At 63.3% G+C, this 26,807-nt stretch carries 28 protein-coding genes and 4 tRNA genes; 21 read left to right on the forward strand and 11 right to left on the reverse strand.

Translation table 11 applies throughout. The features are described 5' to 3' along the window. Nucleotide 1: 1 nt before the first annotated feature. The 4 genes from FIV02_RS11615 (at nucleotide 2) to cysG (ending at nucleotide 4,561) form a co-directional block, all read left to right on the forward strand. The gene (locus FIV02_RS11615; RefSeq protein WP_152488676.1) at nucleotides 2-1,327 is read left to right on the forward strand and encodes a replication-associated recombination protein A; all 1,326 of its coding nucleotides are present in this window, start codon (nucleotides 2-4) and stop codon (nucleotides 1,325-1,327) included. Further along, a complete protein-coding gene (gene crcB / locus FIV02_RS11620; RefSeq protein WP_037055922.1) occupies nucleotides 1,324-1,704 on the forward strand; it encodes a fluoride efflux transporter CrcB in 381 nt (126 codons plus the stop codon). The genes FIV02_RS11615 and crcB overlap by 4 nt, the downstream gene beginning before the upstream one ends. A gap of 79 nt (nucleotides 1,705-1,783) precedes the next feature. Beyond that, a complete protein-coding gene (serS, locus tag FIV02_RS11625; RefSeq protein WP_047589197.1) occupies nucleotides 1,784-3,064 on the forward strand; it encodes a serine--tRNA ligase in 1,281 nt (426 codons plus the stop codon). Between the two features lie 108 nt (nucleotides 3,065-3,172). After that, on the forward strand, nucleotides 3,173-4,561 hold the full coding sequence (gene cysG / locus FIV02_RS11630) for a siroheme synthase CysG (RefSeq protein WP_152488677.1): 1,389 nt from the start codon (nucleotides 3,173-3,175) through the stop codon (nucleotides 4,559-4,561). Between the two features lie 78 nt (nucleotides 4,562-4,639). Here cysG and FIV02_RS11635 read toward each other — a convergent pair whose 3' ends face one another. From FIV02_RS11635 to FIV02_RS11670, 8 genes are all read right to left on the reverse strand, one after another. Then, nucleotides 4,640-5,587 (reverse strand): IS481 family transposase, encoded by a 948-nt coding sequence (locus FIV02_RS11635; protein WP_152487592.1) that lies wholly within the window; start codon nucleotides 5,585-5,587, stop codon nucleotides 4,640-4,642. 83 nt (nucleotides 5,588-5,670) lie between these two features. After that, nucleotides 5,671-6,678 (reverse strand): glutathione S-transferase family protein, encoded by a 1,008-nt coding sequence (locus FIV02_RS11640; RefSeq protein ID WP_152488678.1) that lies wholly within the window; start codon nucleotides 6,676-6,678, stop codon nucleotides 5,671-5,673. 73 nt (nucleotides 6,679-6,751) lie between these two features. Continuing rightward, nucleotides 6,752-7,747 (reverse strand): glycosyl transferase family protein, encoded by a 996-nt coding sequence (locus FIV02_RS11645; protein ID WP_152488679.1) that lies wholly within the window; start codon nucleotides 7,745-7,747, stop codon nucleotides 6,752-6,754. After that, nucleotides 7,744-8,079 carry a TusE/DsrC/DsvC family sulfur relay protein gene (locus tag FIV02_RS11650; RefSeq protein ID WP_152488680.1) on the reverse strand — a complete coding sequence of 112 codons (336 nt, stop codon included), beginning with the start codon at nucleotides 8,077-8,079 and terminating at the stop codon, nucleotides 7,744-7,746. The genes FIV02_RS11645 and FIV02_RS11650 overlap by 4 nt, the downstream gene beginning before the upstream one ends. Beyond that, nucleotides 8,076-8,375, reverse strand: coding sequence for a sulfurtransferase complex subunit TusB (gene tusB / locus FIV02_RS11655; RefSeq protein ID WP_152488681.1), 300 nt, complete (start codon nucleotides 8,373-8,375; stop codon nucleotides 8,076-8,078). The genes FIV02_RS11650 and tusB overlap by 4 nt, the downstream gene beginning before the upstream one ends. Then, nucleotides 8,375-8,734 carry a sulfurtransferase complex subunit TusC gene (gene tusC / locus FIV02_RS11660; RefSeq protein ID WP_152488682.1) on the reverse strand — a complete coding sequence of 120 codons (360 nt, stop codon included), beginning with the start codon at nucleotides 8,732-8,734 and terminating at the stop codon, nucleotides 8,375-8,377. Before tusC ends, tusB begins: the two co-directional genes overlap by 1 nt. Beyond that, complete coding sequence (tusD, locus tag FIV02_RS11665) at nucleotides 8,735-9,127, reverse strand: sulfurtransferase complex subunit TusD (protein WP_152488683.1); 393 nt, start codon at nucleotides 9,125-9,127, stop codon at nucleotides 8,735-8,737. Nucleotides 9,128-9,248: 121 nt separating this feature from the next. Continuing rightward, entirely contained in the window at nucleotides 9,249-9,917 is a 669-nt protein-coding gene (locus tag FIV02_RS11670; RefSeq protein ID WP_037056676.1) for a Bax inhibitor-1/YccA family protein, read from the reverse strand. Between the two features lie 173 nt (nucleotides 9,918-10,090). Here FIV02_RS11670 and FIV02_RS11675 point away from each other — a divergent pair. The 10 genes from FIV02_RS11675 (at nucleotide 10,091) to galU (FIV02_RS11720) (ending at nucleotide 17,852) form a co-directional block, all read left to right on the forward strand. After that, nucleotides 10,091-10,178, forward strand: a tRNA-Ser gene (locus FIV02_RS11675). A gap of 163 nt (nucleotides 10,179-10,341) precedes the next feature. After that, the gene (uvrY, locus tag FIV02_RS11680) at nucleotides 10,342-10,986 is read left to right on the forward strand and encodes a UvrY/SirA/GacA family response regulator transcription factor (protein ID WP_037056669.1); all 645 of its coding nucleotides are present in this window, start codon (nucleotides 10,342-10,344) and stop codon (nucleotides 10,984-10,986) included. Nucleotides 10,987-10,989: 3 nt separating this feature from the next. Continuing rightward, nucleotides 10,990-12,813 carry an excinuclease ABC subunit UvrC gene (uvrC, locus tag FIV02_RS11685; RefSeq protein WP_037056667.1) on the forward strand — a complete coding sequence of 608 codons (1,824 nt, stop codon included), beginning with the start codon at nucleotides 10,990-10,992 and terminating at the stop codon, nucleotides 12,811-12,813. 33 nt (nucleotides 12,814-12,846) lie between these two features. Beyond that, complete coding sequence (gene pgsA / locus FIV02_RS11690; RefSeq protein WP_037056661.1) at nucleotides 12,847-13,407, forward strand: CDP-diacylglycerol--glycerol-3-phosphate 3-phosphatidyltransferase; 561 nt, start codon at nucleotides 12,847-12,849, stop codon at nucleotides 13,405-13,407. Nucleotides 13,408-13,474: 67 nt separating this feature from the next. Then, a tRNA-Gly gene (locus FIV02_RS11695) sits at nucleotides 13,475-13,550 on the forward strand. A gap of 38 nt (nucleotides 13,551-13,588) precedes the next feature. Continuing rightward, nucleotides 13,589-13,662: transfer RNA gene (locus FIV02_RS11700), tRNA-Cys, on the forward strand. Nucleotides 13,663-13,782: 120 nt separating this feature from the next. After that, a tRNA-Leu gene (locus tag FIV02_RS11705) sits at nucleotides 13,783-13,869 on the forward strand. Nucleotides 13,870-14,312: 443 nt separating this feature from the next. Further along, a complete protein-coding gene (locus FIV02_RS11710; protein WP_152488684.1) occupies nucleotides 14,313-15,467 on the forward strand; it encodes a Fic family protein in 1,155 nt (384 codons plus the stop codon). A gap of 144 nt (nucleotides 15,468-15,611) precedes the next feature. Further along, entirely contained in the window at nucleotides 15,612-16,973 is a 1,362-nt protein-coding gene (locus tag FIV02_RS11715) for a UDP-glucose/GDP-mannose dehydrogenase family protein (protein WP_152488685.1), read from the forward strand. A gap of 39 nt (nucleotides 16,974-17,012) precedes the next feature. Beyond that, complete coding sequence (galU, locus tag FIV02_RS11720; protein ID WP_037056659.1) at nucleotides 17,013-17,852, forward strand: UTP--glucose-1-phosphate uridylyltransferase GalU; 840 nt, start codon at nucleotides 17,013-17,015, stop codon at nucleotides 17,850-17,852. A gap of 48 nt (nucleotides 17,853-17,900) precedes the next feature. Here the strand turns inward: galU (FIV02_RS11720) and FIV02_RS11725 are convergent, their stop codons facing one another. Further along, nucleotides 17,901-18,323, reverse strand: a complete 423-nt coding sequence (locus FIV02_RS11725; protein ID WP_047592934.1) for a VOC family protein — start codon at nucleotides 18,321-18,323, stop codon at nucleotides 17,901-17,903. A 72-nt stretch (nucleotides 18,324-18,395) separates the two neighbouring features. Between FIV02_RS11725 and gorA the strand changes: the two genes are divergently transcribed. The 4 genes from gorA (at nucleotide 18,396) to galU (FIV02_RS11745) (ending at nucleotide 21,748) form a co-directional block, all read left to right on the forward strand. Beyond that, nucleotides 18,396-19,754, forward strand: a complete 1,359-nt coding sequence (gene gorA, locus FIV02_RS11730) for a glutathione-disulfide reductase (RefSeq protein ID WP_152488686.1) — start codon at nucleotides 18,396-18,398, stop codon at nucleotides 19,752-19,754. Nucleotides 19,755-19,761: 7 nt separating this feature from the next. After that, nucleotides 19,762-20,385, forward strand: a complete 624-nt coding sequence (locus FIV02_RS11735; protein ID WP_037056654.1) for a trimeric intracellular cation channel family protein — start codon at nucleotides 19,762-19,764, stop codon at nucleotides 20,383-20,385. Between the two features lie 2 nt (nucleotides 20,386-20,387). Then, nucleotides 20,388-20,774, forward strand: a complete 387-nt coding sequence (locus FIV02_RS11740; RefSeq protein ID WP_037056652.1) for a VOC family protein — start codon at nucleotides 20,388-20,390, stop codon at nucleotides 20,772-20,774. 101 nt (nucleotides 20,775-20,875) lie between these two features. Further along, nucleotides 20,876-21,748 carry a UTP--glucose-1-phosphate uridylyltransferase GalU gene (gene galU / locus FIV02_RS11745; RefSeq protein ID WP_152488687.1) on the forward strand — a complete coding sequence of 291 codons (873 nt, stop codon included), beginning with the start codon at nucleotides 20,876-20,878 and terminating at the stop codon, nucleotides 21,746-21,748. A gap of 58 nt (nucleotides 21,749-21,806) precedes the next feature. On the opposite strand, the gene FIV02_RS24815 is transcribed toward galU (FIV02_RS11745), so the two are convergent. Both FIV02_RS24815 and FIV02_RS11750 read right to left on the reverse strand, forming a co-directional pair. Beyond that, a complete protein-coding gene (locus tag FIV02_RS24815; RefSeq protein WP_156049331.1) occupies nucleotides 21,807-21,974 on the reverse strand; it encodes a hypothetical protein in 168 nt (55 codons plus the stop codon). 283 nt (nucleotides 21,975-22,257) lie between these two features. Continuing rightward, complete coding sequence (locus FIV02_RS11750) at nucleotides 22,258-23,289, reverse strand: Rieske 2Fe-2S domain-containing protein (protein WP_152488688.1); 1,032 nt, start codon at nucleotides 23,287-23,289, stop codon at nucleotides 22,258-22,260. 163 nt (nucleotides 23,290-23,452) lie between these two features. Here FIV02_RS11750 and FIV02_RS11755 point away from each other — a divergent pair, with 163 nt between their 5' ends. From FIV02_RS11755 to FIV02_RS11765, 3 genes are read left to right on the forward strand one after another with little or no spacing between them, the layout of a single operon-like run. After that, nucleotides 23,453-24,268: an SDR family NAD(P)-dependent oxidoreductase gene (locus FIV02_RS11755; RefSeq protein ID WP_152488689.1), complete on the forward strand. Its 816-nt coding sequence runs from the start codon at nucleotides 23,453-23,455 to the stop codon at nucleotides 24,266-24,268. Between the two features lie 4 nt (nucleotides 24,269-24,272). Further along, nucleotides 24,273-25,187 carry an alpha/beta hydrolase gene (locus FIV02_RS11760; protein WP_152488690.1) on the forward strand — a complete coding sequence of 305 codons (915 nt, stop codon included), beginning with the start codon at nucleotides 24,273-24,275 and terminating at the stop codon, nucleotides 25,185-25,187. 11 nt (nucleotides 25,188-25,198) lie between these two features. Continuing rightward, the gene (locus FIV02_RS11765) at nucleotides 25,199-26,299 is read left to right on the forward strand and encodes a 3,4-dihydroxy-2-butanone-4-phosphate synthase (RefSeq protein WP_152488691.1); all 1,101 of its coding nucleotides are present in this window, start codon (nucleotides 25,199-25,201) and stop codon (nucleotides 26,297-26,299) included. The last annotated feature ends 508 nt before the right edge of the window (nucleotides 26,300-26,807 follow it).

Below are 26,807 nucleotides of genomic sequence, written 5' to 3' on the forward strand. Positions count from 1 at the left end.
GGTGGACCTGTTCGCTCGCCAACCCGTCGCGCAGCCCCTGGCTGCGCGTTTGCGTGCTACCAGCCTGGATGAATACGTCGGCCAGGAGCATGTGCTGGGGCCTGGCAAGCCGCTGCGCGAAGCGCTGGAACAGGGCGCCTTGCACTCGATGATCTTCTGGGGGCCGCCAGGGGTGGGCAAGACCACCCTGGCGCGCCTGCTGGCCAAGGTCAGCGATGCGCACTTCGAGACCATCTCGGCGGTGCTCTCCGGGGTCAAGGAGATTCGCCAGGCGGTCGAGGTGGCGCAGCAGCATGCCGCGCAATATGGCCGTCGCACCATCCTCTTCGTCGACGAGGTGCACCGCTTCAACAAGAGCCAGCAGGATGCCTTCCTGCCCTACGTCGAAGACGGCACGCTGATCTTCATCGGCGCCACCACCGAGAACCCTTCGTTCGAACTGAACAACGCGCTGCTGTCGCGCGCCCGCGTCTATGTGCTCAAGAGCCTCGACGAGGCAGCCATGCGCAAGCTGGTGACGCGTGCGCTGAGCGACCCGAAAGGCCTGGGCGAGCGTCACCTGAGCCTGCCCGAGGAAAGCTTCGCCATGCTCATGGCCGCCGCCGATGGCGATGGCCGGCGCCTGCTCAACTTCCTCGAGAACGCCGCCGACCTGGCCGAGGATGGTGGCGAGATCGCCGTGGCCTCGCTGCACAACCTGCTGGGCGATACCCGCCGGCGTTTCGACAAGGGCGGCGAAGCCTTCTACGACCAGATCAGCGCGCTGCACAAGTCCGTCCGCGGCTCCAGCCCCGATGGCGCGCTGTATTGGTTGGCGCGCATGCTCGACGGCGGCTGCGACCCGGCCTACATCTGCCGGCGCATTGTCGCCATGGCCAGTGAAGACGTCGGGAATGCCGACCCGCGTGCGTTGCCGTTGTGTCTGGCAGCCTGGGATGCGGTCAAGCGCCTGGGCAGTCCCGAGGGTGACCTGGCGCTGGCGCAGGCGGTGACTTACCTCGCCTGCGCAGCCAAGAGCAACGCGGTGTATCTGGGGATCAAGGCAGCCAAGCAGGATGTCGCCGAGTTCGGCTCGCTGGAGGTGCCACTGCACCTGCGCAATGCGCCGACCAAGCTGATGCAGCAGCTCGGTTATGGCGAGGAATACCGCTACGCCCACGATGAGCCCAATGCCTACGCCGCTGGCGAAGTGTATTTCCCGGATGAAATGGAGCCGCGCGAGTATTACCAGCCGGTGCCGCGAGGTCTGGAGTCGAAGATTCGCGAGAAGCTCAAGCACCTGCGCAGCCTGGATTCCAGCAGCACCCGACAAAGGAGAAAGAGATGATTCGTGTGGCGCTTGCCGTGGCGGCAGGGGGGGCTGTCGGTTCGCTGATGCGCTTTCTGGTGGCCAGTTGGGTCGCCGGCAACTGGCCGCGGCACTTCTACCTGGCCACGCTCACCGTCAACGTGCTGGGTTGCCTGTTGATCGGTCTGCTGTCCGGCCTGTTCCTCACCCGTACCGATCTGCCACTGGAGCTGCGCACCGGGCTGATTACCGGCGTGCTGGGTGGCTTCACCACGTTTTCGTCCTTCAGCCTGGAGATCATGAAGCTGATGGAGGGTGGGCGCGCGCCCGAAGCCTTCGGCTATCTGGCCTTCAGCATCCTTGGCGGTCTGCTGGCAGCCTGGGCCGGCCTGAGCCTGGCCCGATTGGCATCCTGACCCGTTAAGGCTTTACACTCCACAACCCGCGCCAGCTTGCTGGTCATTAACCATTTCGCCGATGTATTGAGACCCGAACATGCTCGACTCCAAACTCGTCCGCACGCAACTCACCGAAATCGCCGAGCGCCTCGCCACCCGTGGCTTCGCACTCGACGTCGCCCGCTTCGAGGCCCTGGAGAGTCAGCGCAAGTCGGTGCAGGTGCGCACCGAACAATTGCAGGCCGAGCGTAACAGTCGTTCCAAGTCCATTGGCCAGGCCAAGGCGCGCGGTGAAGACATCGCGCCGCTGCTGGCGGAAGTGGACCAGATGGGCAGCGACCTGGAAGCCGGCAAGCGCGAGCTGGACGCGATCCAGAGCGAGCTGGACAACCTGCTGCTGAACATCCCCAACCTGCCGCACGAATCCGTGCCGGTCGGCGCCGACGAGGACGAGAACGTCGAGGTCGCGCGCTGGGGTACGCCGCGCAGCTTCGACTTCGAGATCAAGGATCACGTCGCCCTGGGCGAGCAGCACGGCTGGCTGGACTTCGAGACCGCCGCCAAGCTCTCCGGTGCCCGTTTCGCCCTGCTGCGCGGCCCCATCGCGCGCCTGCACCGTGCCCTGGCGCAGTTCATGATCAACCTGCACACCGGCGAGCACGGCTACGAAGAGGCCTACACCCCGTATCTGGTACAGGCACCGGCGCTGCAGGGCACTGGCCAGCTGCCGAAGTTCGAGGAAGACCTGTTCAAGATCGCCCGTGAAGATCAGGCCGATCTGTACCTGATTCCGACCGCCGAAGTGTCGCTGACCAATATCGTCGCCGGCGAAATCCTCGACGCCAAGCAGCTGCCGCTGAAGTTCGTCGCCCACACGCCGTGCTTCCGCAGCGAGGCAGGGGCCTCCGGCCGCGATACGCGCGGCATGATTCGCCAGCACCAGTTCGACAAGGTCGAGATGGTGCAGGTCGTGGAACCGTCGACCTCCTTCGAAGCGCTGGAAGGCATGACGGCCAATGCCGAGCGCGTGCTGCAGTTGCTCGAGCTGCCGTATCGCAAGCTGGCACTGTGCACCGGCGACATGGGCTTCTCTGCGGTCAAGACCTACGACCTGGAAGTCTGGGTGCCGAGCCAGGACAAGTACCGCGAGATTTCCTCCTGCTCCAACTGTGGCGACTTCCAGGCGCGCCGCATGCAGGCGCGTTACCGCAACCCGGAAACCGGCAAGCCGGAGCTGCTGCACACGCTCAATGGTTCCGGCCTGGCTGTGGGCCGCACCCTGGTCGCGGTGCTGGAGAACTACCAGCAGGCCGACGGCAGCATTCGCGTGCCTGAGGTACTCAAGCCCTACATGGGTGGTATCGAAGTGATCGGCTGAGCCGGTCATCGCGATGCATGGAACGGGGCGGCACGGCTGCCCCGTTTTCAATGGCGGCAGGGTGTGCACGACGCATTCTGCGAACCGACCTTCGCTGAGGCTGACCTGATGCAATTTCTTCCGCTGTTCCACAAGCTGCAGGATCGCCCGGTACTGGTGATCGGCGGTGGTGAGGTCGCGCTGCGCAAGGCGCGCCTGCTCAGTGATGCCGGTGCGCGCCTGCGCGTCGTTGCGCCCGAGGTGCGCAGCGAGCTGCAGGAGCTGGCTGGCTCGGCCGGCATCTTCCTGCGTGGCTATGCGAGCAGCGACCTGCAGGGCGTGGCCCTGGTCATCGCGGCGACCGACGACGAAACGCTCAACGCGCAGGTGTCCGCCGAAGCCCAGGCGCTCGGTATCCCGGTCAACGTCGTCGATGCGCCGTCGCTGTGCAGTGTGATCTTCCCGGCGATCGTCGATCGTTCGCCGCTGATCGTTGCCGTCAGCAGTGGTGGTGATGCGCCGGTACTGGCGCGACTGATCCGAGCCAAGATCGAGACCTGGATTCCTGCCAGCTATGGGCTGCTGGCCAACCTGGGCAAGCGCTTTCGCGAGCGGGTCAAACAGATGTTTCCCGATGTGCAGCAGCGCCGGGTGTTCTGGGAGGATGTCTTCCAGGGGCCGATTGCCGAGAGCGTCTTCGCTGGCAAACCGGAGGCGGGCGAGCGTCTTCTGCAGGAGCGCCTGGCTGGCGCCGCGCCGCGAGCGCTGGGCGAGGTCTATCTGGTCGGTGCCGGCCCCGGTGATCCGGACCTGCTGACCTTCCGTGCGCTGCGCCTGATGCAGCAGGCCGATGTGGTGCTCTACGACCGCCTGGTGGCGCCAGCCATCATCGAATTGTGCCGCCGCGATGCCGAACGCATCTACGTGGGCAAGCGCCGCGCCGATCATGCGGTGCCGCAGGAGCAGATCAACCAGCTGCTGATCGACCTGGCCAGGCAGGGCAAGCGCGTGTTGCGCCTGAAAGGGGGCGACCCGTTCATCTTCGGCCGTGGCGGCGAGGAAATCGAGCAACTGGCCGCGGAGGACATTCCCTTCCAGGTGGTGCCAGGCATCACCGCCGCGTCGGGTTGCGCCGCCTATGCGGGCATTCCGTTGACCCACCGCGATCATGCGCAGTCGGTCCGCTTCGTCACGGGGCACCTCAAGGATGGCAGCAGCAATCTGCCATGGAAGGACCTGGTGGCCCCAGGGCAGACGCTGGTGTTCTACATGGGCCTGGTGGGGTTGCCCGCCATCTGCGAGCAACTGATTGCCCACGGTCGTTCGGGCGCAACGCCGGCGGCTCTGGTGCAGCAGGGCACCACGCAGAATCAGCGAGTGTTCACCGGCACCCTGGACAGCTTGCCGCAACTGGTGGCCGAGCATGAAGTGCATGCACCGACTCTGGTCATCGTCGGCGAGGTGGTCACCTTGCGTGACAAGCTGGCCTGGTTCGAGGGCGCGCAGGGCCACGTCTGATACTGGGGTGGATCGCGCTTCATCGATCCACCGTGGCTGGGTTTCGGTGGATGAAAACAGCCTCATCCACCCTGCGGCCTAGCTGTGTAAACCCAGCACGTTGTTCAGTGGAAGCGGCGCTCTGCTGATTGGGGGCAGGTATCCGAGGCTGGCGTGCAGTCGGTGCCAGTTGTAGTGATGCAGCCAGGGCAGCAGGTGCGCTGCTCGCTGCTGTGAAGTGTCGTAGCTACGGGCATAGGCCCATTCACGCAGGCTCGTTTGGATGAAGCGCTCGGCCTTGCCGTTGGTGCGTGGCGTATAGGGCTTGGTACGGATGTGTTTCAGCCCGAGCCGAGCACACAACCGTTGAAACGCCCGGGACCGATAGCAGGCGCCGTTGTCTGTCATGACGCGCCGAAAGCAAATGTTCAGCCCGCGGTAGTAGCGCAGTGCTTGCAGCAAGGCCCGGCAGGCGCTGCTGCCACGCTCATCCGGATGCAGGCTGGTGAACGCCAGTCGGGACGCATCGTCGATAGCCACGTGCATGAACTCCCAGCCGGCGCCGTCGGAGCACTGCTGACGGTCGCCAGTGACTCGATGTCCGGGTTTCCAGAAGCGGCCAAGCTTCTTGATGTCCAGGTGCAGGAGATCGCCAGGATTGGCGTATTCATAACGCACCACCACAGGCGCGGGTTCCAGCTCAGCCAGCCGATGAAAGCCGGCCTGCTTGAGGCGGCGGGCCACGGTACTGACGGCCAGGCCGAGTATCTGGGCGATCTGCCGGTAAGTCTTGCGAGAGCGACGTAGCTCGATCAGTTGCTCGACCAGAGCGATTGCCGTGGCATGGGGGCATGAGTGCGGACGTGATGAACGATCCATCAGGCCGATCTCACCCTCTTCACGAAAGCGTCTGAGCCACTTGTAGGCTGTACGTACACTGACGCCAGCGGCTTGTGCCGCATCTTCGACTCGTAGGCCGTTGAGCATGCGCTGCACGAGAAGGGCTCGACCTCGCGGGGTAAGACGGGCATGTTTATGCAGGTTCATCCGGGGCTCCTGGAAGGCTGTGTTGGTCGCACTTCCAGAATTCCGGGAATGCCCCGGATGAACAACCTACTGAGAGATCACACCTAGCGCTCGTTTTTTTGCCACACGCCCTTGCCCGGCAGGCGCTGACGATCGTGCGTGCGCATGAAGTCCTGCTGCGGCCCCTTGGGCACCACGCCCGTCGGGTTGATGGTGGCGTGGCTGGCGTAGTAGTGCGACTTGATATGGGTGAAGTCCACCGTCTCGCTGACGCCGGGCCACTGGTAGAGCTCGCGCAGCCAGTTGGACAGGTTCGGGTAGTCTTCGATGCGCTTCAGGTTGCACTTGAAGTGGCCGTGGTAGACGGCGTCGAAGCGGATCAGCGTGGTGAACAGGCGGATGTCGGCTTCGCTCAGGTAGTGCCCGGCCAGATAGCGTTGCTCGTCTAGCAGTGTTTCAAGCTCATCGAGCATGTCGAACAGCTCGTCGAAGGCCTCTTCGTAGGCCTCCTGGGTAGTGGCGAAGCCTGCGCGATAGACGCCGTTGTTCACCGCCGGGTAGATGCGCTCGTTGAGCTGATCGATGCGCTCGCGCAGTGGCTCGGGGTAGAAATCCAGGCCGTTGCCGGTCAGACCGTCGAATGCGTCGTTGAACATGCGGATGATTTCCGACGACTCGTTGCTGACGATGCCGCCGGTTTGCTTGTCCCACAGCACCGGCACGGTGACGCGCCCACTGTAATGACGGTCGTCCGCCGTGTAGCGCTGATGCATGTAGGTGAGGTTGTCGAGGTGATCGCCGCTGGAGCCGAAGTCGCGATCGAAGGTCCAGCCCTGTTCGCGCATCAGCCAGCTGACCACCGACACATCGATCAGCGATTCGAGCCCTTTGAGCTTGCGCAGGATCAGGGTGCGGTGCGCCCAGGGGCAGGCCAGCGAAACGTACAGGTGGTAGCGGTCGGCCTCGGCCTTGAAACCGGCATCGCCACTTGGCCCCGCGCCGCCGTCGGCGGTCACCCAGTTGCGCCGCTGCGCGCTTTCGCGCTGGAAGCGTCCGCCGCTGCCGGTGTCATACCACTGGTCGTGCCAGCGCCCATCGATCAACAAGCCCATGACGCCTGCCTCCGTTTTGAATGAAACTGGAGTCTATCGTCAGCGGCTCGATTGAAGCGTTGAAAAAGCTGGCTCAATCCATCGAAGAGATTGATTGAAGGCGAGCGTCCCAGCGCATCTTCGCCTGGGCGAAGGCGTCCTCGCGCGCCAGACCAAGGCCGCGCAGCGCGGTGGCCATGGTGGCGATGACCGCCAGATAGCCATAGGCATCCTCCTGCTCGCCGTGCCAGAAGGCCTTCAGCCGTGCCGGGTCGAGGCTGTCCGGCTTGACGTGGCGCTGCGCCGAGAGCGCTGGCCATTCCTCATCCCAGTTCTCGCCATTGGCGGTGCCATAGAGGTGACAGGCCGAATCCGGGTTGGCCTCGATCTCGCCCCCTTCGCCCTTGATCACGATGGCGCAATCCCCCAGCAGGCGACTGGCTTCGCGATGCACGGCCTGGTAGCCGGGATGGAAGATGCTTTGCAGGCCGCAGCGCGCGCCGAGCGGGTTGATCACGCGGGCCAGGGAGTGGATCGGCGAGCGCAGGCCGAGCGTGTTGCGCAGGTCAATCATGCGCTGCAGCGCTGGCATCCAGTCGCCCAGGTAGCTGTAGGCCAGGTGTTGCTGGTCCAGCGCGTGCTGCACCGACGGCCAGTCACGGCAGCGGGGTATCTCCAGGAGGGCTAGGAGCTGCTCGGTATACAGGCGTCCGGCGGTGTGGGCGCCGCCGCCGTGCATGAAGATGCGCACGCCGCTGTTCGCCAGGGCCTTGGCTGCCAGCAGATACCAGGGCAGGTGGCGTTTCTTGCCGGCGTAGCTGGGCCAGTCCAGATCGACCTGGATAGCCGGGGCAGCCAGTCGCGGACGAATCGCCTCGGTGAAGCCGGCGAGTTCCTCGGCGCTTTCTTCCTTGTGCCGCAACAGCATCAGGAAGGCGCCAAGCTGGGTGTCCTCGACCTTGCCATCGAGCAGCAGGCCCATGGCCTCGCGTGCTTCCTCGCGGGTCAGACCGCGAGCGCCACGCTTGCCCTTGCCGAGGATGCGCACGAACTGGGCGAAAGGGTGTTCGGCGGGAGTGATCAGGTTCATAGGCAATTGGTCGGTTTGGGCAGGCCGGCCAGCTTGGCCGCCAGCTTGGCAGGCTTGCCCTTGAACAGGCGATTGAGGTGCAGGCTGTTGCCTTTCTCCGGGCCCAGCTTCAGGGCCACGTACTTTATCAGCGGGCGATTGGCCGGCGACAGTTGGAATTCGTTGTAGAAGGCGCGCAGCAGCTGGAGGATTTCCCAGTGCTCGGCACTCAGTTGCAGCTCCTCGGCCTCCGCCAGGGCCTCGGCGACCGGGCCCGACCAATCCTGCAGGTCGGCCAGGTAGCCGTCCTTGTCCAGGGCGATATGCTGTCCAGCGACGTTCAGCGTGTTCATAGCCAGCTGTTGACCTTGGCGTAGCGGGTGCAGAGTTCGACGAATCCCGGATAGTCCACGGCCTGTACGCGTTCGGGGGCTTGCAGGTGGCGCGCGGCGAGGTCTTCGTCCAGGGCGTAGAGCGCGACGCTGGCGGGCATCAACTGCAGCGCCTGCAGGTTGGCGGTTGCGGGCTGCAAGGCGTAGACCGCATCGCCACAGAGCAGCAGGGCGTCCTGGGCGCCGAGCAGGCGCAGGCAACTGGCCAGGCGGCTGTCGGCGAATGGCGAATGAGAAAGAATGTGCAGGGTGGCCATCAGACTGTGATCACCTGGTCGTAACGGTCGAGGAGGGCGGTCAGCGCGCTGTCGTCGAGCCGCTGCACCGCCAGATTCAGTTCGTTGCCGGCGAGGCCGCGTTCAGCGAGGCTGCGCTCGCTGGCGTACAGGTCCTCTACGCCAAACATCGGCAGCGCCTGCAGGTTGGCGCCGAGGTCTTTCTGTTGCAGCGCGCCGGGTTGCTGGCCCTGGCTCAGCTGAAACACGCCATCGTCGAGAAACAGCATGCCAATCGGCAGGTCGAACGCGCCGCCGGCCAGGGCGATGTCCAGCGCCTCACGGGCACTTGGGCCGCTCCAAGGCGCCTGGCGGCTGATGATCAGCAGCGACTTGCTCATTCACTGGCCTCCGAAACAGATCAGTCGATCGGCCTGTTGTGCGGCTTCATGCAACTGGCCGAGTCCGGACAGCTCCCACGGTGCCTCCAGGTTGGCCGCAGGGCGCGAATAGCGCTGCGCTTCCTCGTCGTTGAGCACACCACGGCGCAGTGCTGCGGCGATGCACACCACAGCGTCCAGGCCGTTGCCGGTGACGAACTCACGCCATTCCCCGGGCAGGTCCAGCTCATCCTGCGGGGTGACGACATTGCTGGCGGCGCTGTGTACGCCGTCCTGATAGAAGAACAGGCGGACGATTTCATGGCTGCCAGCCAGCGCAGCCTGGGCAAAGCGCAGCGCGCGCCGTGAGGCAGGCAGGTGAGGAGCGGCGAACAGGGCGATGGCAAACTTCATGGGGCGTCCGGCGAAGCGAAAAACAGTCGCAATGATAAGGCCAGGGGCCTGCGGCGCACAAAGTCGAGTGGATAAAAAAGAAAAGCCCGCCGAAGCGGGCTTGAAGGGGGACGAAAGCCTATCAGTCGTCGCCGCCCATGATGCCGAAGATCTGCAGCAGGCTGACGAACAGGTTGTAGATCGATACGTACAGGCTGATGGTGGCCATGATGTAGTTACGCTCGCCACCGTGGATGATGGCGCTGGTCTGGTACAGGATGCAGGCCGAAGAGAACAGCACGAAACCGGCGCTGATCGCCAGCTGCAGGCCGCTGATCTGGAAGAAGAAGCCGGCCACCATGGCGCCGAGCAGGACGAACACGCCAGCGGTGATGAAGCCGCTGAGGAAGCTCATGTCCTTGCGGGTGGTCAGCACGTAGGCGGACAGGCCGCAGAACACCAGGGCAGTCATGGAGAACGCCGAACTGATCAGTTCCGCGCCGTTGGCCATGCCCAGGTAGCGGTTGAGGATCGGGCCGAGGGTGTAGCCCATGAAGCCGGTCAGGGCGAGGGTGGAAACCAGGCCCCAGGCGGAATCACGCAGCTTGTAGGTGAGGAAGAACAGGCCGTAGAAGCCGATCAGCACCACGAAGAAGCTCGGGTAGGGCAGGTTGGCGCGCTGGCTGAAGAACGCCACCAGGCCACTGAACGCCAGGGTGATGGCCAGCAGGCCGTAGGTGTTGCGCAACACCTTGCTGACTTCCTGTTGCTCAGCCTGCGAATGATTGATGACGTAGTCTTGCTCTTGCATGGCGACGCTCCTGTGGCACAAGGATTCCGTTACTCGAATGCCCGGATCATAGCAGAGCCGATCCCTGTGCCAAGACAGAGAGTTTGACAGTGTGTTGCGTTCCGGTAAGATTGCCGCCCGCACTGAGGCGGAGCTTCGAGACAGCGGTCTCGAACCCTCCGTAGAAAGAATCTGGAAGCGTGGCCGAGTGGTTTAAGGCAACGGTCTTGAAAACCGTCGATGGGCAACTATCCGTGAGTTCGAATCTCACCGCTTCCGCCATTTCCCTGTATTGCCCTGAGCAATTCCCGATCTTAGTCTGACGCTTGCTTTTTGACTCCCGTACGTCAAGCTAGGTCAGTCCCTGGCTTTTTTGCTAAGGTGGCCGGCAAGTTCAACCTCACCGTCGCTGCACGGTGGCTGACAAGGTGCAACGAGGTGGCGATTGATTAAGGTGCTGGTGGTCGACGATCACGATCTGGTTCGCACGGGTATCACGCGCATGCTTGCTGACATCGACGGCTTGCAGGTCGTCGGTGAGGCCTGCACCGGTGAGGAAGCCTTGCTCAAGGTTCGTGAACTCAAGCCGGACGTGGTGCTGATGGACGTCAAGATGCCTGGCATCGGCGGCCTGGAAGCCACACGCAAACTGATGCGCAGCCACCCCGATATCAAGGTGGTCGCCGTCACCGTCTGCGAAGACGATCCGTTCCCGACCCGCCTGCTGCAGGCTGGCGCCGCCGGCTACCTGACCAAGGGTGCAGCGCTCGACGAGATGGTTCAGGCCATCCGTCTGGTGTTCGCCGGGCAGCGCTACATCGACCCGCAGATCGCCCAGCAAATGGCGCTGAAGTCCTTCCAGCCGCAGAGCAATGGCTCGCCGTTCGACCTGTTGTCCGAGCGCGAAATCCAGATCGCCCTGATGATCGCCAATTGCCACAAGGTGCAGAACATCTCGGACAAGCTCTGCCTGTCGCCGAAGACCGTCAATACCTACCGGTATCGCATCTTCGAGAAGCTCTCCATCACCAGCGATGTCGAGTTGGCACTGCTGGCGGTGCGCCACGGCATGGTCGACGCCGCCAACTAGCCGATGTCCGCTCCGTTCGATTCGAGTGCCTTCCTCGCGACCTGTAGCGGTCGCCCTGGCGTCTATCGCATGTTCGATGGCGAGGCGCGCCTGTTGTACGTGGGCAAGGCGAAGAATCTCAAGAAACGCCTCGCCAGCTACTTTCGCAAGACCGGCCAGGCACCGAAGACCGCCGCGCTGGTCGCGCGCATCGCGCAGATCGAAACCACCATCACCGCCAACGAAACCGAGGCGCTGCTGCTCGAGCAGACGCTGATCAAGGAATGGCGGCCGCCCTACAACATCCTGCTGCGCGACGATAAGTCCTATCCCTACGTATTCCTGTCCGATGGCGACTTCCCGCGGCTGGGGATCCATCGCGGTGCGAAGAAGGCCAAGGGGCGCTACTTCGGCCCCTATCCCAGTGCGCTGGCCATCCGTGAAAGTCTCAGCCTGCTGCAGAAGACCTTTCTCGTCCGCCAATGCGAGGACAGCTACTACAAGAACCGCACGCGGCCCTGCCTGCAGTACCAGATCAAGCGCTGCAAGGGGCCCTGCGTGGGCCTGGTAAGCCCTGAGGAATATGCAGAGGACGTGCGCCACTCGGTGATGTTTCTCGATGGGCGCAGCAATGCCCTGAGCGAGGAGTTGTCCGTCAGCATGGAAAAAGCCTCCATGGCCCTGGAGTTCGAGCGCGCGGCCGAACTGCGTGACCAGATCGCCATGCTCCGGCGCGTGCAGGATCAGCAGAGCATGGAGGGCGGCACCGGGGATGTCGACGTGGTCGCGGTCATGCTCAATCCGGGCGGCGCATGCGTGCACCTGATCAGCGTTCGCGGTGGCCGGGTGCTGGGCAGCAAGAACTTCTTCCCTCAGGTAGCCATCGAGGAGGAGGGGGGCGATGTGCTGATGGCCTTCCTCGCCCAGTACTACCTGGGCAATGCGGAACGCGACCTGCCGAGCGAGCTGATCGTCAACGTGCAGCATGAGGATTTCGCCACGCTCGTCGAGGCGATAGAGTCGCTGCGGGGACGCAGCCTGACGATCAGTCACCGGGTGCGGGCGACCCGGGCACGCTGGCAGCAGCTGGCCGTTACCAATGCCGAGCAGGCGCTGGCTGCACGCCTGGCCAATCGCGAGCACATGACCGAGCGTTTCGAGGCCCTGGCGACGGTGCTGGAGATGGATGAGCCGCCGCAGCGCATGGAGTGCTTCGACATCAGCCACTCCAGCGGTGAGGCGACGGTCGCCTCCTGTGTGGTGTTCGGCCCCGAGGGCCCGCTGAAGTCCGACTATCGGCGTTTCAATATCGAAGGCGTCACCGCAGGCGACGACTACGCGGCGATGCACCAGGCGCTGACCCGGCGCTTCAGCAAGATCAAGGATGGCGAAGGCAAGCTGCCCGACGTGCTGCTGGTGGACGGCGGCAAGGGCCAGCTGGCCATGGCCCGCGAGGTGTTGCAGGAACTGGCCGTGCCCGACCTGATCCTGCTGGGCGTGGCCAAGGGCACCACGCGCAAGCCAGGCCTCGAAGTGCTGTATCTGAACGACGCGGCACATGAGTTCACCTTGCCCGGCAATTCGCCGGCGTTGCACCTGATCCAGCAGATCCGCGACGAATCCCACCGCTTTGCCATCACCGGGCATCGTGCGCGCCGCGGCAAGGCCCGGCGTACCTCCACCCTCGAGGAGGTTGCGGGTATCGGGCCCAAGCGGCGGCGTGAGTTGCTCAATCATTTCGGCGGTCTGCAGGAGCTCTCGCGTGCCAGCGCCGAAGAAATCGCCAAAGCACCCGGAATCAGTAAAAAGCTCGCTGAGTTGATTTATGCGACCCTGCACAGCGAGTAGAATGCTCGCTCACCTCGCAGCCTAGTTGTGCCGATGAACATCCCCAACTTGCTTACCGTGCTCCGGGTCGCGCTGATCCCGGTTTTCATCCTGCTGTTCTATTTGCCGTTCTCCTGGAGCTACTGGGCCGCCAGCGGCGTTTTCGCGATTGCCGCAGCGACCGACTGGCTCGATGGCTACCTGGCACGGCGCTGGGAGCAGGGCACGCCATTCGGTGCCTTCCTCGATCCGGTCGCGGACAAGCTGATGGTGGCTGTCGCGCTGGTGCTGCTTGCGGCCGAGCACTCCAATCTCTGGCTGACGCTCGCTGCGGCGATCATCATCGGCCGCGAGATCGTGGTCTCCGCCTTGCGTGAATGGATGGCCGAGCTGGGCGCCCGTGCCCAGGTGGCGGTGTCCAACCTGGGCAAGTGGAAGACGGCGGCGCAGATGCTGGCGTTGGTCATCCTGCTCGGTAACCCGCCACAGTTCACCTTCTGGGTCATCGTCGGTTACGTGCTGCTGGTCATTGCTGCCGTGCTGACTCTGTGGTCGATGCTGCAGTATCTGTTGGCCGCCTGGCCGCACCTCAGCACCACCTCGGAAAAGAAATAAGTTTTTTTGAATCAAAGGGTTGACGTCGTGATTCGATTCTATAGAATGGCGCCCGTCGACAAGACAAGCGGGAATAGCTCAGTTGGTAGAGCACGACCTTGCCAAGGTCGGGGTCGCGAGTTCGAGTCTCGTTTCCCGCTCCAGTTTTACACGAGTCGCCAAGGCGGCTCGTTTGATTTAAGGCTGAGTTGCAGAGTGGTTATGCACCGGATTGCAAATCCGTGAACGCCGGTTCGATTCCGACCTCAGCCTCCAATCCAAAGGCCTCGTAGATCAACGATTTACGAGGCCTTTTTCATTCTCCATGGCACCTTTTGCGTGCCTTGCGAGGACGTGGAGGGCTGTATATAGTCCAGCCCTTCGCACAGCGCTACCGCCCGAATGGCGAAATCGGTAGACGCAGGAGACTTAAAATCTCTCGCCAGTAATGGCGTGCCGGTTCGAGTCCGGCTTCGGGCACCATCTAGCGAAACACGATCTCTGGCGATCCCCAAGGCTCTCCTGGAGTCTCTTCTCCCGCCATCGCCGCAGAGGCGGGCAGCCGACTATCCACACAGCTATCTTGTGCCTCGCTCAGGATAGCGAGTGACGCGCCAGCCTCTCGAATCTCCATGGCTTTGACCTGGCCTCCGCGCTCACGCACCAGCGGTCTCACAGTCCTTGCGCCATCACAGACAGGTGACGTTCCATGCCTGCTCAGGTGCTGCACGGCACGAGGCTCGGCAGGTTCGTGTCAGATGCCGCACTGGCTGCCTTTCCAGTTCCGCGCAGGGTCACTTTTCATTTGATATGGCCACTGATTCAAGATAGTTTCATGAGTGATTAGTTATGGAGCCCTCTGTAATCAAGGCTTTCATGGTATTTTTTCAAGATAGTCGAGATTGTTTTTTGAGATAATCCTGCGTATGTCGCCATTTGCTCATCATGAACTCCAGCTTCTGAACCCTTCCTTTGCTTCGCCTCTGGTGGATGTGCTCAACGAGCTCGAGCACCTGCGGCGCTTGCAGCTACAGGGCAGTACGCCGTTGCCGGTGTTCTACCAGTTGAAAGGCATCTTCCATATGCTGGAGAGCCTGGGCTCGGCTCGGATCGAGGGTAACCACACGACACTGGCGGATTACGTCGAAAGCAAGGTCGAGGGGCGGCAGCAGGAAAGCGACCAGTTGCGGGAGGTCGCGAACATCGAACGGGCGATGGAGTACATCGAGAGCTCGATGAGCCCCGGAGATGCGCTGTCCGAGCATTTCATCCGCGAGCTGCATCAGCTTGCTGTCGACGATCTGGAAAGAGAGGGTGACCGCACACCCGGAGCCTATCGGTCGGGGGGCGTCCGTATTTCCCAGTCGCCCCATGTTCCACCGGATGCGGTTTCCGTCCCCGGTTACATGAGTGAACTGGTCGATTTCGTGAACCGGCCTGATCCATCCAAGTACGACCTGATGAAGGTGGCGCTGGCTCATCACCGCTTTGGCTGGATCCACCCGTTCGGTAACGGCAACGGGCGCGTGGTGAGGCTTCTGACCTACGCGTTGCTGATCAAGTACGGTTTCAACGTGAACGTCGGTGGCCGGTTACTGAATCCTACGGCGGTCTTCTGCAATGACCGTGAGCGTTACTACGCCATGCTTTCCGGCGCGGACAGTGGCACAGCGGAGGGCCTGGAAAACTGGTGTATCTATGTTCTGGAGGGTGTGCGCGAAGAGCTGGACAAGGTGGATCGCCTGACGGATTTCGAGTACCTGACCCGGCATATCCTCAATCCCGCCGTGGATATCGCGCGCAATCGCAGCCTGATCACGGCGACCGAGGAGGGCGTGCTCAAGCTTGCCATCAGGAAAGGCGTGGTGAAGTCTGCGGACCTTGCGCCCGCGCTGCCTGGATTGACCGCCAATCAGCGGACCTACCAGCTGAAGAAGCTGGTCGACCAGGGCATGCTTCGCCCGGTCGCCGAGGGCTCCAGGCAGTACACGATCGGTTTCTCCAACAATTACCTGATCCGTGGCGTCGTCAAGGCACTACGGGACGAAGGCTTCATCCCGGAACCCGTCGTAGGCGTCTGACCTGCGCCAAGCCCCGTGACCGTCAGGCATCACGCTTGAGAGCGTTGCCCGAGTGCGGCCATTGTCATCTTTCCTTCTCCGCTCCGTCACATCGCTGCCACCGCGATTGGTTGCAATTGCAGCAAACCTCTGGAGGATGCTGCGATGCAGATAGGCGTGATTGGAGCAGGCTACGTGGGCTTGGTGACGGCGACCTGCTTTGCCGAGATGGGCAACCGGGTGATCTGCGTCGAGCGTGATCCGCAGCGGGTCGCGATGCTCTCCCGAGGTGAGGTGCCGATCTACGAACCGGGGCTTGAGGCGATGCTCAAGGCGCAGCTCGCCAGCGGCCAGCTCAGCTTCACCTCCCAGCTGCGCGCCGGGATCCGGCGGGCCGAGGTGGTGTTCATCGCCGTGGGCACGCCGAGCGGCGAGGATGGCTCGGCGGACCTGACGCATGTGCTGGCGGTTGCCGACGAACTGGGGGAACAGCTCGATCACAACTGCCTGGTCGTGGACAAGTCCACCGTGCCGGTCGGCACCGCTGGCCGGGTGGAGCAGCGTGTCAACGCGGGGCTGGTGCGGCGTGGGCTGCGTGCACGCGTGGTGGTGGCAAGCAATCCCGAGTTCCTCAAGGAGGGCTCTGCCGTCGAGGACTTCATGCGCCCGGACCGGGTCATCGTGGGCTGTGACGACGAGCGTGGCCGCGAGCTGTTGCGCCGGCTGTACGCGCCGTTCCTGCGCAACCACGACCGCCTGTTCTGCATGGGCGTGCGTGCCGCCGAGTTCAGCAAGTACGCGGCCAATGCCTTTCTCGCCACCAAGATCTCCTTCATCAACGAGATGGCCGGCATCTGTGCGCGCCTGGGCGTGGACGTCGAGGAGGTCCGCCGTGGTATCGGCAGCGACCGACGCATCGGCACGCACTTCATCTACGCCGGCTGCGGTTACGGCGGTTCGTGCTTTCCCAAGGACGTGAAGGCGCTGATCCGCACCGCCGAGCATGAAGGCATCGAGCCGGGCATCCTGCGCGCGGTCGAAGCGCGCAATGCGCTGCAGAAGACCCTGTTGTTCCAGGCCTTGCGCGAGCACTTCAACGGTCATTTCCAGGGGCGGGTCATCGCGCTCTGGGGCCTGGCGTTCAAGCCTGGCACCGACGACCTGCGCGAAGCGCCGAGCCTGGTACTGCTGGAGGCGTTGCTCACGGCGGGTGCGCGGGTTCAGGCCTGCGACCCGGTAGCCACTGCCGGCGTGGCTGCGCGCTACGCTGCCGCGGTCGAATCGGGGCAGTTGCTGCTGAGCGATTCGCCCTATGCGGCGACCCAGGGCGCCGACGCGCTGGTGCTGGTGACCGAGTGGAAGCAGTTCCGTCAGCCGGACTTTCCACGCATACGCGGGGCGATGCGCATGCCGGTGCTGTTCGATGGGCGCAACATCTACGACGCGGCTCAGCTGGCCGAGCAGGGATTTTTGTACCGCGGCATTGGTCGGCCCGCAGTCGGCAGTTGTAAGGCCAGCGCGGCTTGATAGACTGGGTGCGCCATTCATCCTCCATCAGGGAGTCCCATGATCAAGAAATGCCTGTTCCCCGCCGCCGGTTACGGTACCCGCTTTCTGCCCGCCACCAAGGCCATGCCGAAAGAAATGTTGCCGGTGGTGAACAAGCCACTGATTCAATATGGGGTCGAAGAGGCACTCGAGGCTGGCCTCAGCCAGATCTCCATCGTTACCGGTCGCGGCAAGCGCGCTCTGGAAGACCATTTCGACGTCAGCTACGAGCTCGAGCACCAGATCAAGGGCACCGACAAGGAAAAATACCTGGTCGGCATTCGCCGCCTGATCGATGAGTGCAGCTTTTCCTACACCCGCCAGGTCGAGATGAAAGGCCTGGGGCACGCCATTCTGTGCGGCCAGCCGCTGATCGGCGACGAGCCCTTCGCCGTGGTCCTGGCCGACGACCTGTGCCTGAACCTGGAAGGCGACAGCGTGCTGGCGCAGATGGTCAAGCTGTACAACCAGTTCCGCTGCTCCATCGTCGCGATCCAGGAAGTCCCGCGTGACGAAACCTACAAGTACGGTGTGATCGACGGCGAGATGATCCGTGACGACATCTACCGCGTCAGCAACATGGTGGAGAAGCCCAAGCCGGAAGACGCGCCGTCGAACCTGGCGATCATCGGCCGCTACATCCTCACGCCGGATATCTTCGACCTGATTCGCAGCACCCCGCCTGGCAAGGGCGGTGAAATCCAGATTACCGATGCACTGATGCGCCAGGCCCAGCAGGGCTGCGTGATGGCCTACAAGTTCAAGGGCCAGCGTTTCGATTGCGGCAGTGCCGAGGGCTACATCGAGGCGACCAACTTCTGCTTCGAGAATCTGTACAAGACCGGCAAGGCGTTCTGATACGCAGGCTGATCGCCACGACGCCACCTTCGGGTGGCGTCGTGCTTTTCAGGGGATCGGCATCTGCTCCGAACCCGGCCCCAGAGGCTGGCCGTAGCTGAACTCCACGTAGTTGCCTGCGGGATCGCGCAGGCCACAGTAGTAGCCGACCGGATAGGGCTCGTCGCGCGGCGGCCAGATCAGGCAGCCGTCGGCGGCGGCCATGGCGGCAATGCGCTCGACGTCGGCGCGGCTTTCCAGCGCGAAACCGAAGTGGCTGTAGTCGTCTGCGGCCAGATGCCTGTCCTGGCCACCGGGCATGATGACGAAGATGAACTGGTGTTCCTTGCCGGGCTCGGCCATCCAGACGATGCGCGTGCCCTTGCCCGGACGCTGGTGGATCACCTGCATACCGCAGTAGCGGCGATAGAAATCGATGCAGGCGTCCAGGTCCGGTACATGGAGGGCGATGTGGGTCAGGGCAGGGCGCATGGCGTAAACCTCCTGGACTCAGCTTAGCCGCTGGCTTTCGGGTATGCTGGCGACCTGTTCAAGGAGGCCGCAATGAGTTACGACTTCGATCTCTTCGTTATCGGTGCCGGGTCCGGCGGTGTACGTGCGGCGCGTTTCGCCGCTGGCTTCGGGGCGCGCGTGGCCGTTGCCGAAAGCCGCTACCTGGGCGGCACCTGCGTGAACGTCGGCTGCGTGCCGAAGAAGTTGCTGGTCTTCGGCGCGCACTTCGCCGAGGACTTCGAGCAGGCCGAGGGCTTCGGCTGGTCGCTGGGCGCCGCGAACTTCGACTGGGCAACGCTGATCGCCAACAAGAACCGCGAGATCGAGCGCCTCAACGGGATTTACCGCAACCTGCTGGTCAACAGCGGGGTCAGCCTGTTCGAGGGCCATGCGCGCATCATCGACGCCCACACCGTCGAAGTCGACGGCGAGCGCCACAGCGCCGAGCGCATTCTCATTGCCACCGGTGGCTGGCCGAAGATTCCGGACATTCCCGGCCGCGAGCACGCCATCAGTTCCAACGAAGCCTTCTTCCTGAAAACGCTGCCCAAGCGTGTGCTGGTGGTGGGCGGTGGTTATATCGCGGTCGAGTTCGCCTCCATCTTCCACGGCCTCGGCGCACAGACCTCGCTGCTGTATCGCGGTGACCTGTTCCTGCGCGGCTTCGACGGTGCAGTACGTGAGCACCTGAAAGAGGAGCTGAGCAAGAAGGGGCTGGACCTGCAGTTCAACGCCGATATCGCCAGCATCGAACGCAAGGCCGATGGCAGCCTGGCGGCGACGCTCAAGGATGGTCGCGTACTGGACACCGACTGTGTGTTCTACGCCACTGGTCGCCGGCCGATGCTGGACAACCTCGGCCTGGAGAATGTCGAGGTGAAGCTGGACGAGCGTGGCTACATCGCCGTGGACGAGCAGTTCCAGACATCCACGCCCTCGATCCTCGCCCTCGGCGACGTCATCGGTCGCGTCCAGCTGACCCCCGTGGCGCTGGCCGAGGGCATGGCGGTGGCCCGTCGCCTGTTCAAGCCCGAGGAATACCGCCCGCTGGATTACCGCATGATTCCGACTGCCGTGTTCAGCCTGCCGAATATCGGCACCGTCGGGCTCAGCGAGGAACAGGCCATCGAGGACGGGCACAAGGTGAAGATCTTCGAGAGCCGCTTCCGGCCGATGAAGCTGACCCTGACCGACAACCCGGAGCGCACGCTGATGAAACTGGTGGTCGACGCCGACAGCGATCGCGTGCTCGGCTGCCACATGGTCGGCCCGGAGGCGGGCGAGATCGTCCAGGGGCTGGCCATCGCGTTGAAGGCCGGTGCGACCAAGCAGATCTTCGACGAGACCATCGGGGTGCACCCGAGCTCGGCCGAGGAGTTCGTCACCCTGCGCACGCCGGTCAGCCGCTGAGCGCAGCATGGAGCGACTTTTCTACATCGCCGACCTGTTCGGTGTAGCGGTATTTGCCATCACCGGCGCGCTGATGGCCGGGCGCAAGTCCATGGACCTGTTCGGCGTGCTGGTGATGGCCATCGTCACCGCACTGGGCGGTGGCACCTTGCGTGACCTGATCCTGGACAACCATCCGGTCAGCTGGATTCGTGACGACACCTACATCCTGGTCGCATCGCTGGCGGCCCTGGGTACGGTCGCCTGGGTACGCATGACGCGACCGATTCACGAGAAGGGCCTGCTGATCGCCGACGCCTTCGGCCTCGCCGTGTTTACCGTGTACGGTACCGAGCTGGCGTTGCAGCACGGCACGCCAATCAGCACGGCGGTGATCATGGGCGTGATGACCGGGGTGGTCGGAGGCGTCATTCGTGACGTCCTGTGCAACGAGATTCCGCTGATTTTCCAGAAGGAAATCTACGCGACCGCCTGCATCGCCGGCGCGCTGACCTTCATCGCCCTGCGCATGCTGGGTACGCCGCACTGGGTGGACACGGCCGCAGCGATGTTGGTCGTGCTGGCCTCGCGTCTGGCTGCAATTCACTGGCACCTCGGGTTGCCGCGTTTTCATCTACTGGACAGGCATTGAGCATGATCGAACGACTGGATCACCTGGTACTGACGGTGGCGGATATCGACGTCACCGTCGACTTCTACGAGCGCGTCCTGGGCATGCGCCACGAGCGTTTCGGCGCCGGGCGCAGCGCACTGGTCTTCGGCCGGCAGAAATTCAACCTGCACCAGGCAGGGCGCGAGTTCGAGCCCAAGGCGGCCAGGCCGACGCCGGGTGCCATCGACCTTTGCCTGATCACCCAGTGGTCGATGGCGCAGGTGCTGGAACACCTGGCCGGGCAGGGGGTGTCCGTGGAGGAGGGCCCCGTTGCGCGCACGGGCGCCGTCGGGCCTATCGAGTCGGTGTATTTCCGCGATCCGGACAGCAACCTGATCGAAGTCAGTCGCTATCCCGACAACGGCTGAAACCGACGCCACCTTCGCAGGCGCTGATGAAATTTCTTGAACCGATCGGCTGCCAGGCTGGTCAGGTTCTGTACCTAGTCTGTTAATTTGGTATGGAATCCATGATCAAGAAATGTCTGTTTCCCGCGGCCGGCTACGGCACACGCTTTCTTCCCGCGACCAAGTCGATGCCCAAGGAAATGCTGCCGGTGGTCGACACGCCGCTGATCCAGTACGGCGTCGAAGAAGCGCTCGAGGCCGGCCTGTCGGAAATCGCCATCGTCACGGGCCGTGGCAAGCGCGCGCTGGAAGATCACTTCGACATCAGCTACGAGCTGGAACACGAAATCTCCAACACCGGCAAGGAAAAGTCCTTGAGCGGTGTTCGCCAGCTGATCGATGAATGCACTTTTTCCTACACCCGCCAGGTAGAGATGAAAGGCCTGGGGCATGCCATCCTCACTGGCCGCCCGCTGATCGGTGACGAAGCGTTCGCCGTGGTACTGGCCGATGACCTGTGCCTGAACCTGGAAGGCGACGGCGTACTGACCCAGATGGTCAAGCTCTACGAACAGTTCCGCTGCTCGATCGTGGCCATCCAGGAAGTGCCGATGGAGGACGTGTCGCGCTACGGTGTGATCGCCGGCGAGGCGCTGCGTGACGATATCTTCCGCATCGAGCGCATGGTGGAGAAGCCTCGGCCGGAAGACGCGCCGTCGAACCTGGCGATCATCGGGCGCTACATCCTGACGCCGGATATCTTCTCGCTGATCGAGCAGACCGAGCCCGGCAAGAGCGGCGAGATCCAGATCACCGACGCCTTGATGAAGCAGGCGCAACAAGGCTGCGTGCTGGCATACAAGTTCAAGGGCCAGCGTTTCGACTGCGGTTCGGCAGAGGGCTATGTGCAGGCGACCAACTTCTGCTTCGAGAACCGCCACAGGACACACCCGGTGAGTGCGTCGAACGCGCGCCTGAAAGCCGTATCGGCCTAAGTGAGCGGTTGCGTCTCCCTCGGACGAAAGCGCGTCGTGCTGCTCGGCGCGCTGCCAGTCATGGGATCAGGCGCCCGATGCTTGGCGGTGGCAGGTAGCATCCGCCCTGGGGCGCAGGACAGACGAGCAGGGTCATCTGGGGTTGTGGACGCGACATGATCAATGTGCCGGCCAGGCCGACAATCACGGTAACGGCGAGCAGCGTGCAGCAGGTGGAGGTCTTCATGGCGCACCTCAGGCTGAGCGCTTCACCTGCGGGGCAGGTCGGCGCGGTTGTTGTTGTGCCTTCACCTTAGGGTGTGTCGAAAATACCGTCCTCGTCCGAGTGAACTAGATCCGCGCAGGCACTTGCCGCTTGCGGCGCGCGAATGCAGCGGTGCTCCAGCGCTCGGCCCGTAACAAGGTTGCGAGTACGAGGGAGGGGGCCAGAAGCTCCGAGAAGCCTGGCCGTCTCGCGCAGCCGAGCTTTCGGAGCTTCTCGAGCAACCCGTGCGCAACGGGCGCCGTCTTCAGCCTTTCACCACATATTCATGGCGTTCGGCGTTCTCGCGCGGGACTTCGGCGGCATCGACATAGAACTGCTCGTACCACTTGCGTAGCTGGTAGACCGGGCCGTCGCCGTCACACAGCAGCGGATTGTCGACTCGGGTCTTGCTCTGCCAGATCGCCACATCCTCGTAGAAGGCGGCGCGCGCCTGCTCGACGTAGGCCATTGCCATGGCGCGGTTCTGCTCCTCGCTGAGGCCGGAGATTTTCTTCACCAGCACACCGTAGCGCAGGGTGAAGCTGTGCTGGTCGATCGGCACATGGCAGTTGAGCAGGATCGAATGGATGGCCTGCCCGGCCATCGAACCGGTCATGTTGGTGATCTGGTAGGCAGGGCCATAGTAGGTGGCCACCGTGACCAGTTCGGCATCGCCGGACAGGCGCGCGCTGGTGCCGCGCATGCTCTGCTCGGCGACATGCCCCTCGAAGGTGTTGCTGAAGTAGTGCAGTGGCGCGCCATGCACGCTGCCGAAGTGCGCCATGTCTGCCACGTTGTCCACCAGCTCGCGGCAATTGGTCGCGATGGTCATCTCGGCGATGGCCCAGCTTGCCCAGGCTTCGTCGTAACAGGCATCGATACGTGGGATGGCTTGCTCGGCACGTGGGGGATTGCCCTCCGGGTCGTGCCAGACGAACAGCAGGTGGTTCTGCTCCAGAACGGGCCAGGCCTTGATCCTGGCCCGTGGTGGGATGCGCTTGGCGTACGGGATGTCGTCGCATACGCCGTCGGCACCCCAGCGCCATTCGTGGAAGGGGCAACGTAGCGAGTTACCCTCGACGCAACCTTCGCTGAGATCCGCCCCCATATGCGGGCAATACCCGTCGAGGATATGCAGCTGGCCGTCCTCACCCTGGAATGCGACCAGGCGGGTACCAAAGGCATCGATACGATGCGCCCGGCCGTCGCGGTAGTCGTTGGCCAGGCCCAGGCAGTGCCAGCCACGGGCGTAACGCTCGGGGAGCTGTTTCACTTCGATTCGGTGCAGTGCAGGCATCTTGTGTTCTCCGTTGGCGTGCATGGGCACGCTGCGCATGGGAAGGTTGTGCACGCTCTGGATTCTGCGGCCTGAATTGCGCAAGGCATCGTCTGAATGGACGATGCCTGCGGTCGCCGCCCCGGCTCTACTGACACCATGAGAGCAAGGAGTGGAGGTCCGGATGAGCGACACTGGCGCTCGCGTAGCCGTCATCACCGGGGCTGCCAGCGGCATCGGCCGCGGGCTGGCCGAATACGCAGCCAGCCAGGGCCTCAGGCTGGTTCTGGGAGATATAGATGCGGCCTGTCTGGCCACCGTAGCCGAGATGCTGAGTGAGCGCGGGGCTGAAGTCGCCTGGCAACTGACAGACGTCAGCCAGCCGCAGCACCTGGAGACTCTGCGCGATCTCGCCGTACAGCGTTTCGGCGGCGTCGACCTGCTGTTCAACAATGCCGGGATCATGCAGACCGGGCTGTGCTGGGAGGTCGATGCGGCCATGTGGCAGCGCATGCTCGACGTCAATCTGAATGGTGTGCTCAACGGTATTCGCAGCTTCATGCCGCTGCTGCTGCAGCAGAAGCGCCCGGCCCATGTGATCAATACCGCGTCTCTGGCGGGCCTGATCAACAGCCCACTGCTGGGGCCTTACAACGTCACCAAGCAGGCGGTGGTCGCGATCTCCGAGACCCTGCATTACGAGCTGGCGATGCTCGATGCGCCGATCATCGTTTCGGTGCTCTGCCCGGGGCCGGTAGCCAGCTCGATCATGGAATCCAACAGTCGCATCGGTGATGCGGATGCACAGCTCGACACGCTGCTGGGTAGCCGTGTCCGCAAAGGCATGAGGCCCTTGCAGCTGGCGCAACAGGTATTCGCTGCCATCGACGAGCAGCGCTTCTGGATCTTTCCACACAAGTTCTTCAAGCCCGCTCTGCAGCGACGCCTGCAAAGCATTCTCGACGAGACCAATCCGGTCTTGCAGAAAGCACAGGAGTAATACGATGCCCCTTGATCCCCAGATTGAAGCCATTCTTTCTCAGTTCAGCAGCCTGCCTGCACTAACCGATGTGGTCTCCTATCGCGAGGCCGCCAACTGTTTGATACCGCCATTCCCCGCTCCCGAGCTGCCCGAGGTGCGCGATATGCACGTGGCGGGTGCGGCCGGTCCGCTGGATGCGCGGCTGTATCGACCGAAGGCAGAGGATGGTCTGCCGCTGCTGGTGTACTTCCATGGCGGTGGCTTCGTTATCGGCAGCCTGGACACCCATGACTATCTGTGCCGCAGCCTCGCCCTGCTGACGGGGGCGGTAGTGGTCTCGGTAGCCTACCGGTTGGCTCCGGAGAACAAGTTCCCGGCCGCTCCACTGGACTGCTATCACGCCACCTGCGATCTGTGTAAGCGCGCCACTGAGCTGGGCGTGGATGCTTCGCGCCTCGCGTTGGCTGGCGACAGTGCTGGCGGGAACATGTCCATTGCAGTCGCACGCCAGGCCGCTGCCGCCGGCCACCCGCAGATTGCCGCCATAGGCCTGCTGTATCCGGCGACTGATGGCCACTGGGTCAACGCTTCTGGCCCGGATCTGCCCGAGGGCTACTTCCTTTCAGGTGAGCACCTGGTCTGGTTCTGGCAGCACTACCTGCAGACACCCGCACAGGCAACCGATCCGCTGGCTTCTCCGTTGTTGGCCGAGGACCTGCATCGGCTGCCGCCAACCACGTTGTGGATTGCAGAGTACGATCTTCTGCGCGATGAAGAAGAAGCCTTTGCCGTGCGATTGAGCGAGGCCGGGGTAAAGATACGCAGTAAATGCTGCGAGGGCATGATCCATGGATTCGCCAGCATGGCCCCCCTCTCGGACCGCGCAGCTGCCGAGCTGGAGGAGTTTGCTGCAGAACTGCGTCAGGCCCTGAGCTGAGGCACCCGCCGATGCGGTTCGACAGTGTGCAGCACCTGCTGAAGATGCTGCGCAGCGGCGGTATGGTGGTCATCACCGATGACGAGCAGGATAGCGAAGGCTCTCTGTTGATGGCCGCCGAACGCACCGACGCTGAAGCAGTCAACTTCATGGCCATGCATGCCCGTGGGCTGATCTGCCTGGGGCTGAGCGAGGCGCATTGCAAGCGTCTGGGGCTGAGCCTGATGGTGCCCCATTCGCGGGCCACGCATGGCGTAGGTTTTACCTGCTCGATCGAAGCGCGTGAAGGTGTGACCACTGGTATCTCGGTCGCCGACCGCGCGCACTCTATCCAGGTAGCGGTTGACCCGGGCAGCGTCGCAGCCGATATCGTCCAGCCTGGGCATGTGTTCCCCGTACAGGCGCTGTCCGGCGGGGTGATGCAGCGCGCCGGCCATGCCGAAGCGGCGTGCGACCTTGCGCGGCTGGCTGGTTTTCAGCCAGCCGCGACGCTGGTCGCTATCCTCGACGAAAACGGCGAGCTGGCCCGTGGCGACGAGCTACAGACCTTTGCCCAACGCCATCGGCTGCCGATCTGCAGCATCGCCGAACTGATCCATTACCGAATTCTCCATGAGGGGACGATCCGCCGCAGCGGACAGTACTCACTGACTACCCGGCACGGCGAGTTCCGCGTGATGAGCTTCCAGGATACGTACCAGGGGCAACTGCACCTGGCACTCGTGCGTGGTGAGATCGACCGCGAGCGACCGACCCTGGTCAGGGTGCAAGCAATCGAGACATTGCGAGATGCCCTTGGCTGTGACAGCGAGGGCACGCCACTGCAATGGAACCTCGAGCGCTCGCTGGCCCATATCGCCGCCGTTGGCACCGGCGTGCTGGTGCTGTTGGCCCAGCACGAGAGTCCCGAGGCCACTCTCGAACAGTTGCGGCTGTACGGCGCCGGCCAGGCACGTGCGCCGCAGTTTCCGCAGCGCACCCTGGGCATAGGCGCGCAGATCCTCCGCGATGTCGGTGTGCGGCGCATGCAATTGATGAGCACTGAGGTGCCCTACAAGGCCGTTTCAGGCTTCGAGCTGGAAGTGGTCGAGTTCGTACCGTTCACTTGCTAGTCCAGGCGCCCGCCTGACGCAACCCAAGCCAACCGATGCGGTCGTATCGCTTCCTGCGCAGTCCCTGGCTCAGCGAGTGGGGCGCCAGGCCGTACCGCTCCATGGGCAGCGGTGCGTACGGATTGTCGGCATCGAGCATCGGTAGAGGACGATGGGGGTGTCACCACGTCGAGCCCAGTAGAGGCGTGGCGCTGCGCTGATTTCATTGCGTTCTTTCCCGCATCGAATCGTTGCTGTTGACCCCGTTGCTGACCGGCAGACCGAGCACATGCCGCATTGCACCTGTTTCCGTGATGTCCGTTCTCTGTGGGCGACTCGCGCATGGCGATGCCTGGGTAGGCGTTTGTCGATCATCCAGCTGGCGAAGGCGACCGAGGTCTCGTCGAAGGGCCGCTACAGCGCTCTGTTCCACCCTGTGATCGGCTGCATGTGCCCCACGACCTTGAGTGGCGATGCTGGTCGCTGTGGAATACCAGCAGGTCAGGGAGATGTGTATGGGCAGGGCGTC

The organism is Pseudomonas sp. THAF187a (assembly GCF_009363395.1).
In the GTDB taxonomy this organism is placed as follows: Bacteria; Pseudomonadota; Gammaproteobacteria; order Pseudomonadales; family Pseudomonadaceae; genus Aquipseudomonas; species Aquipseudomonas khazarica.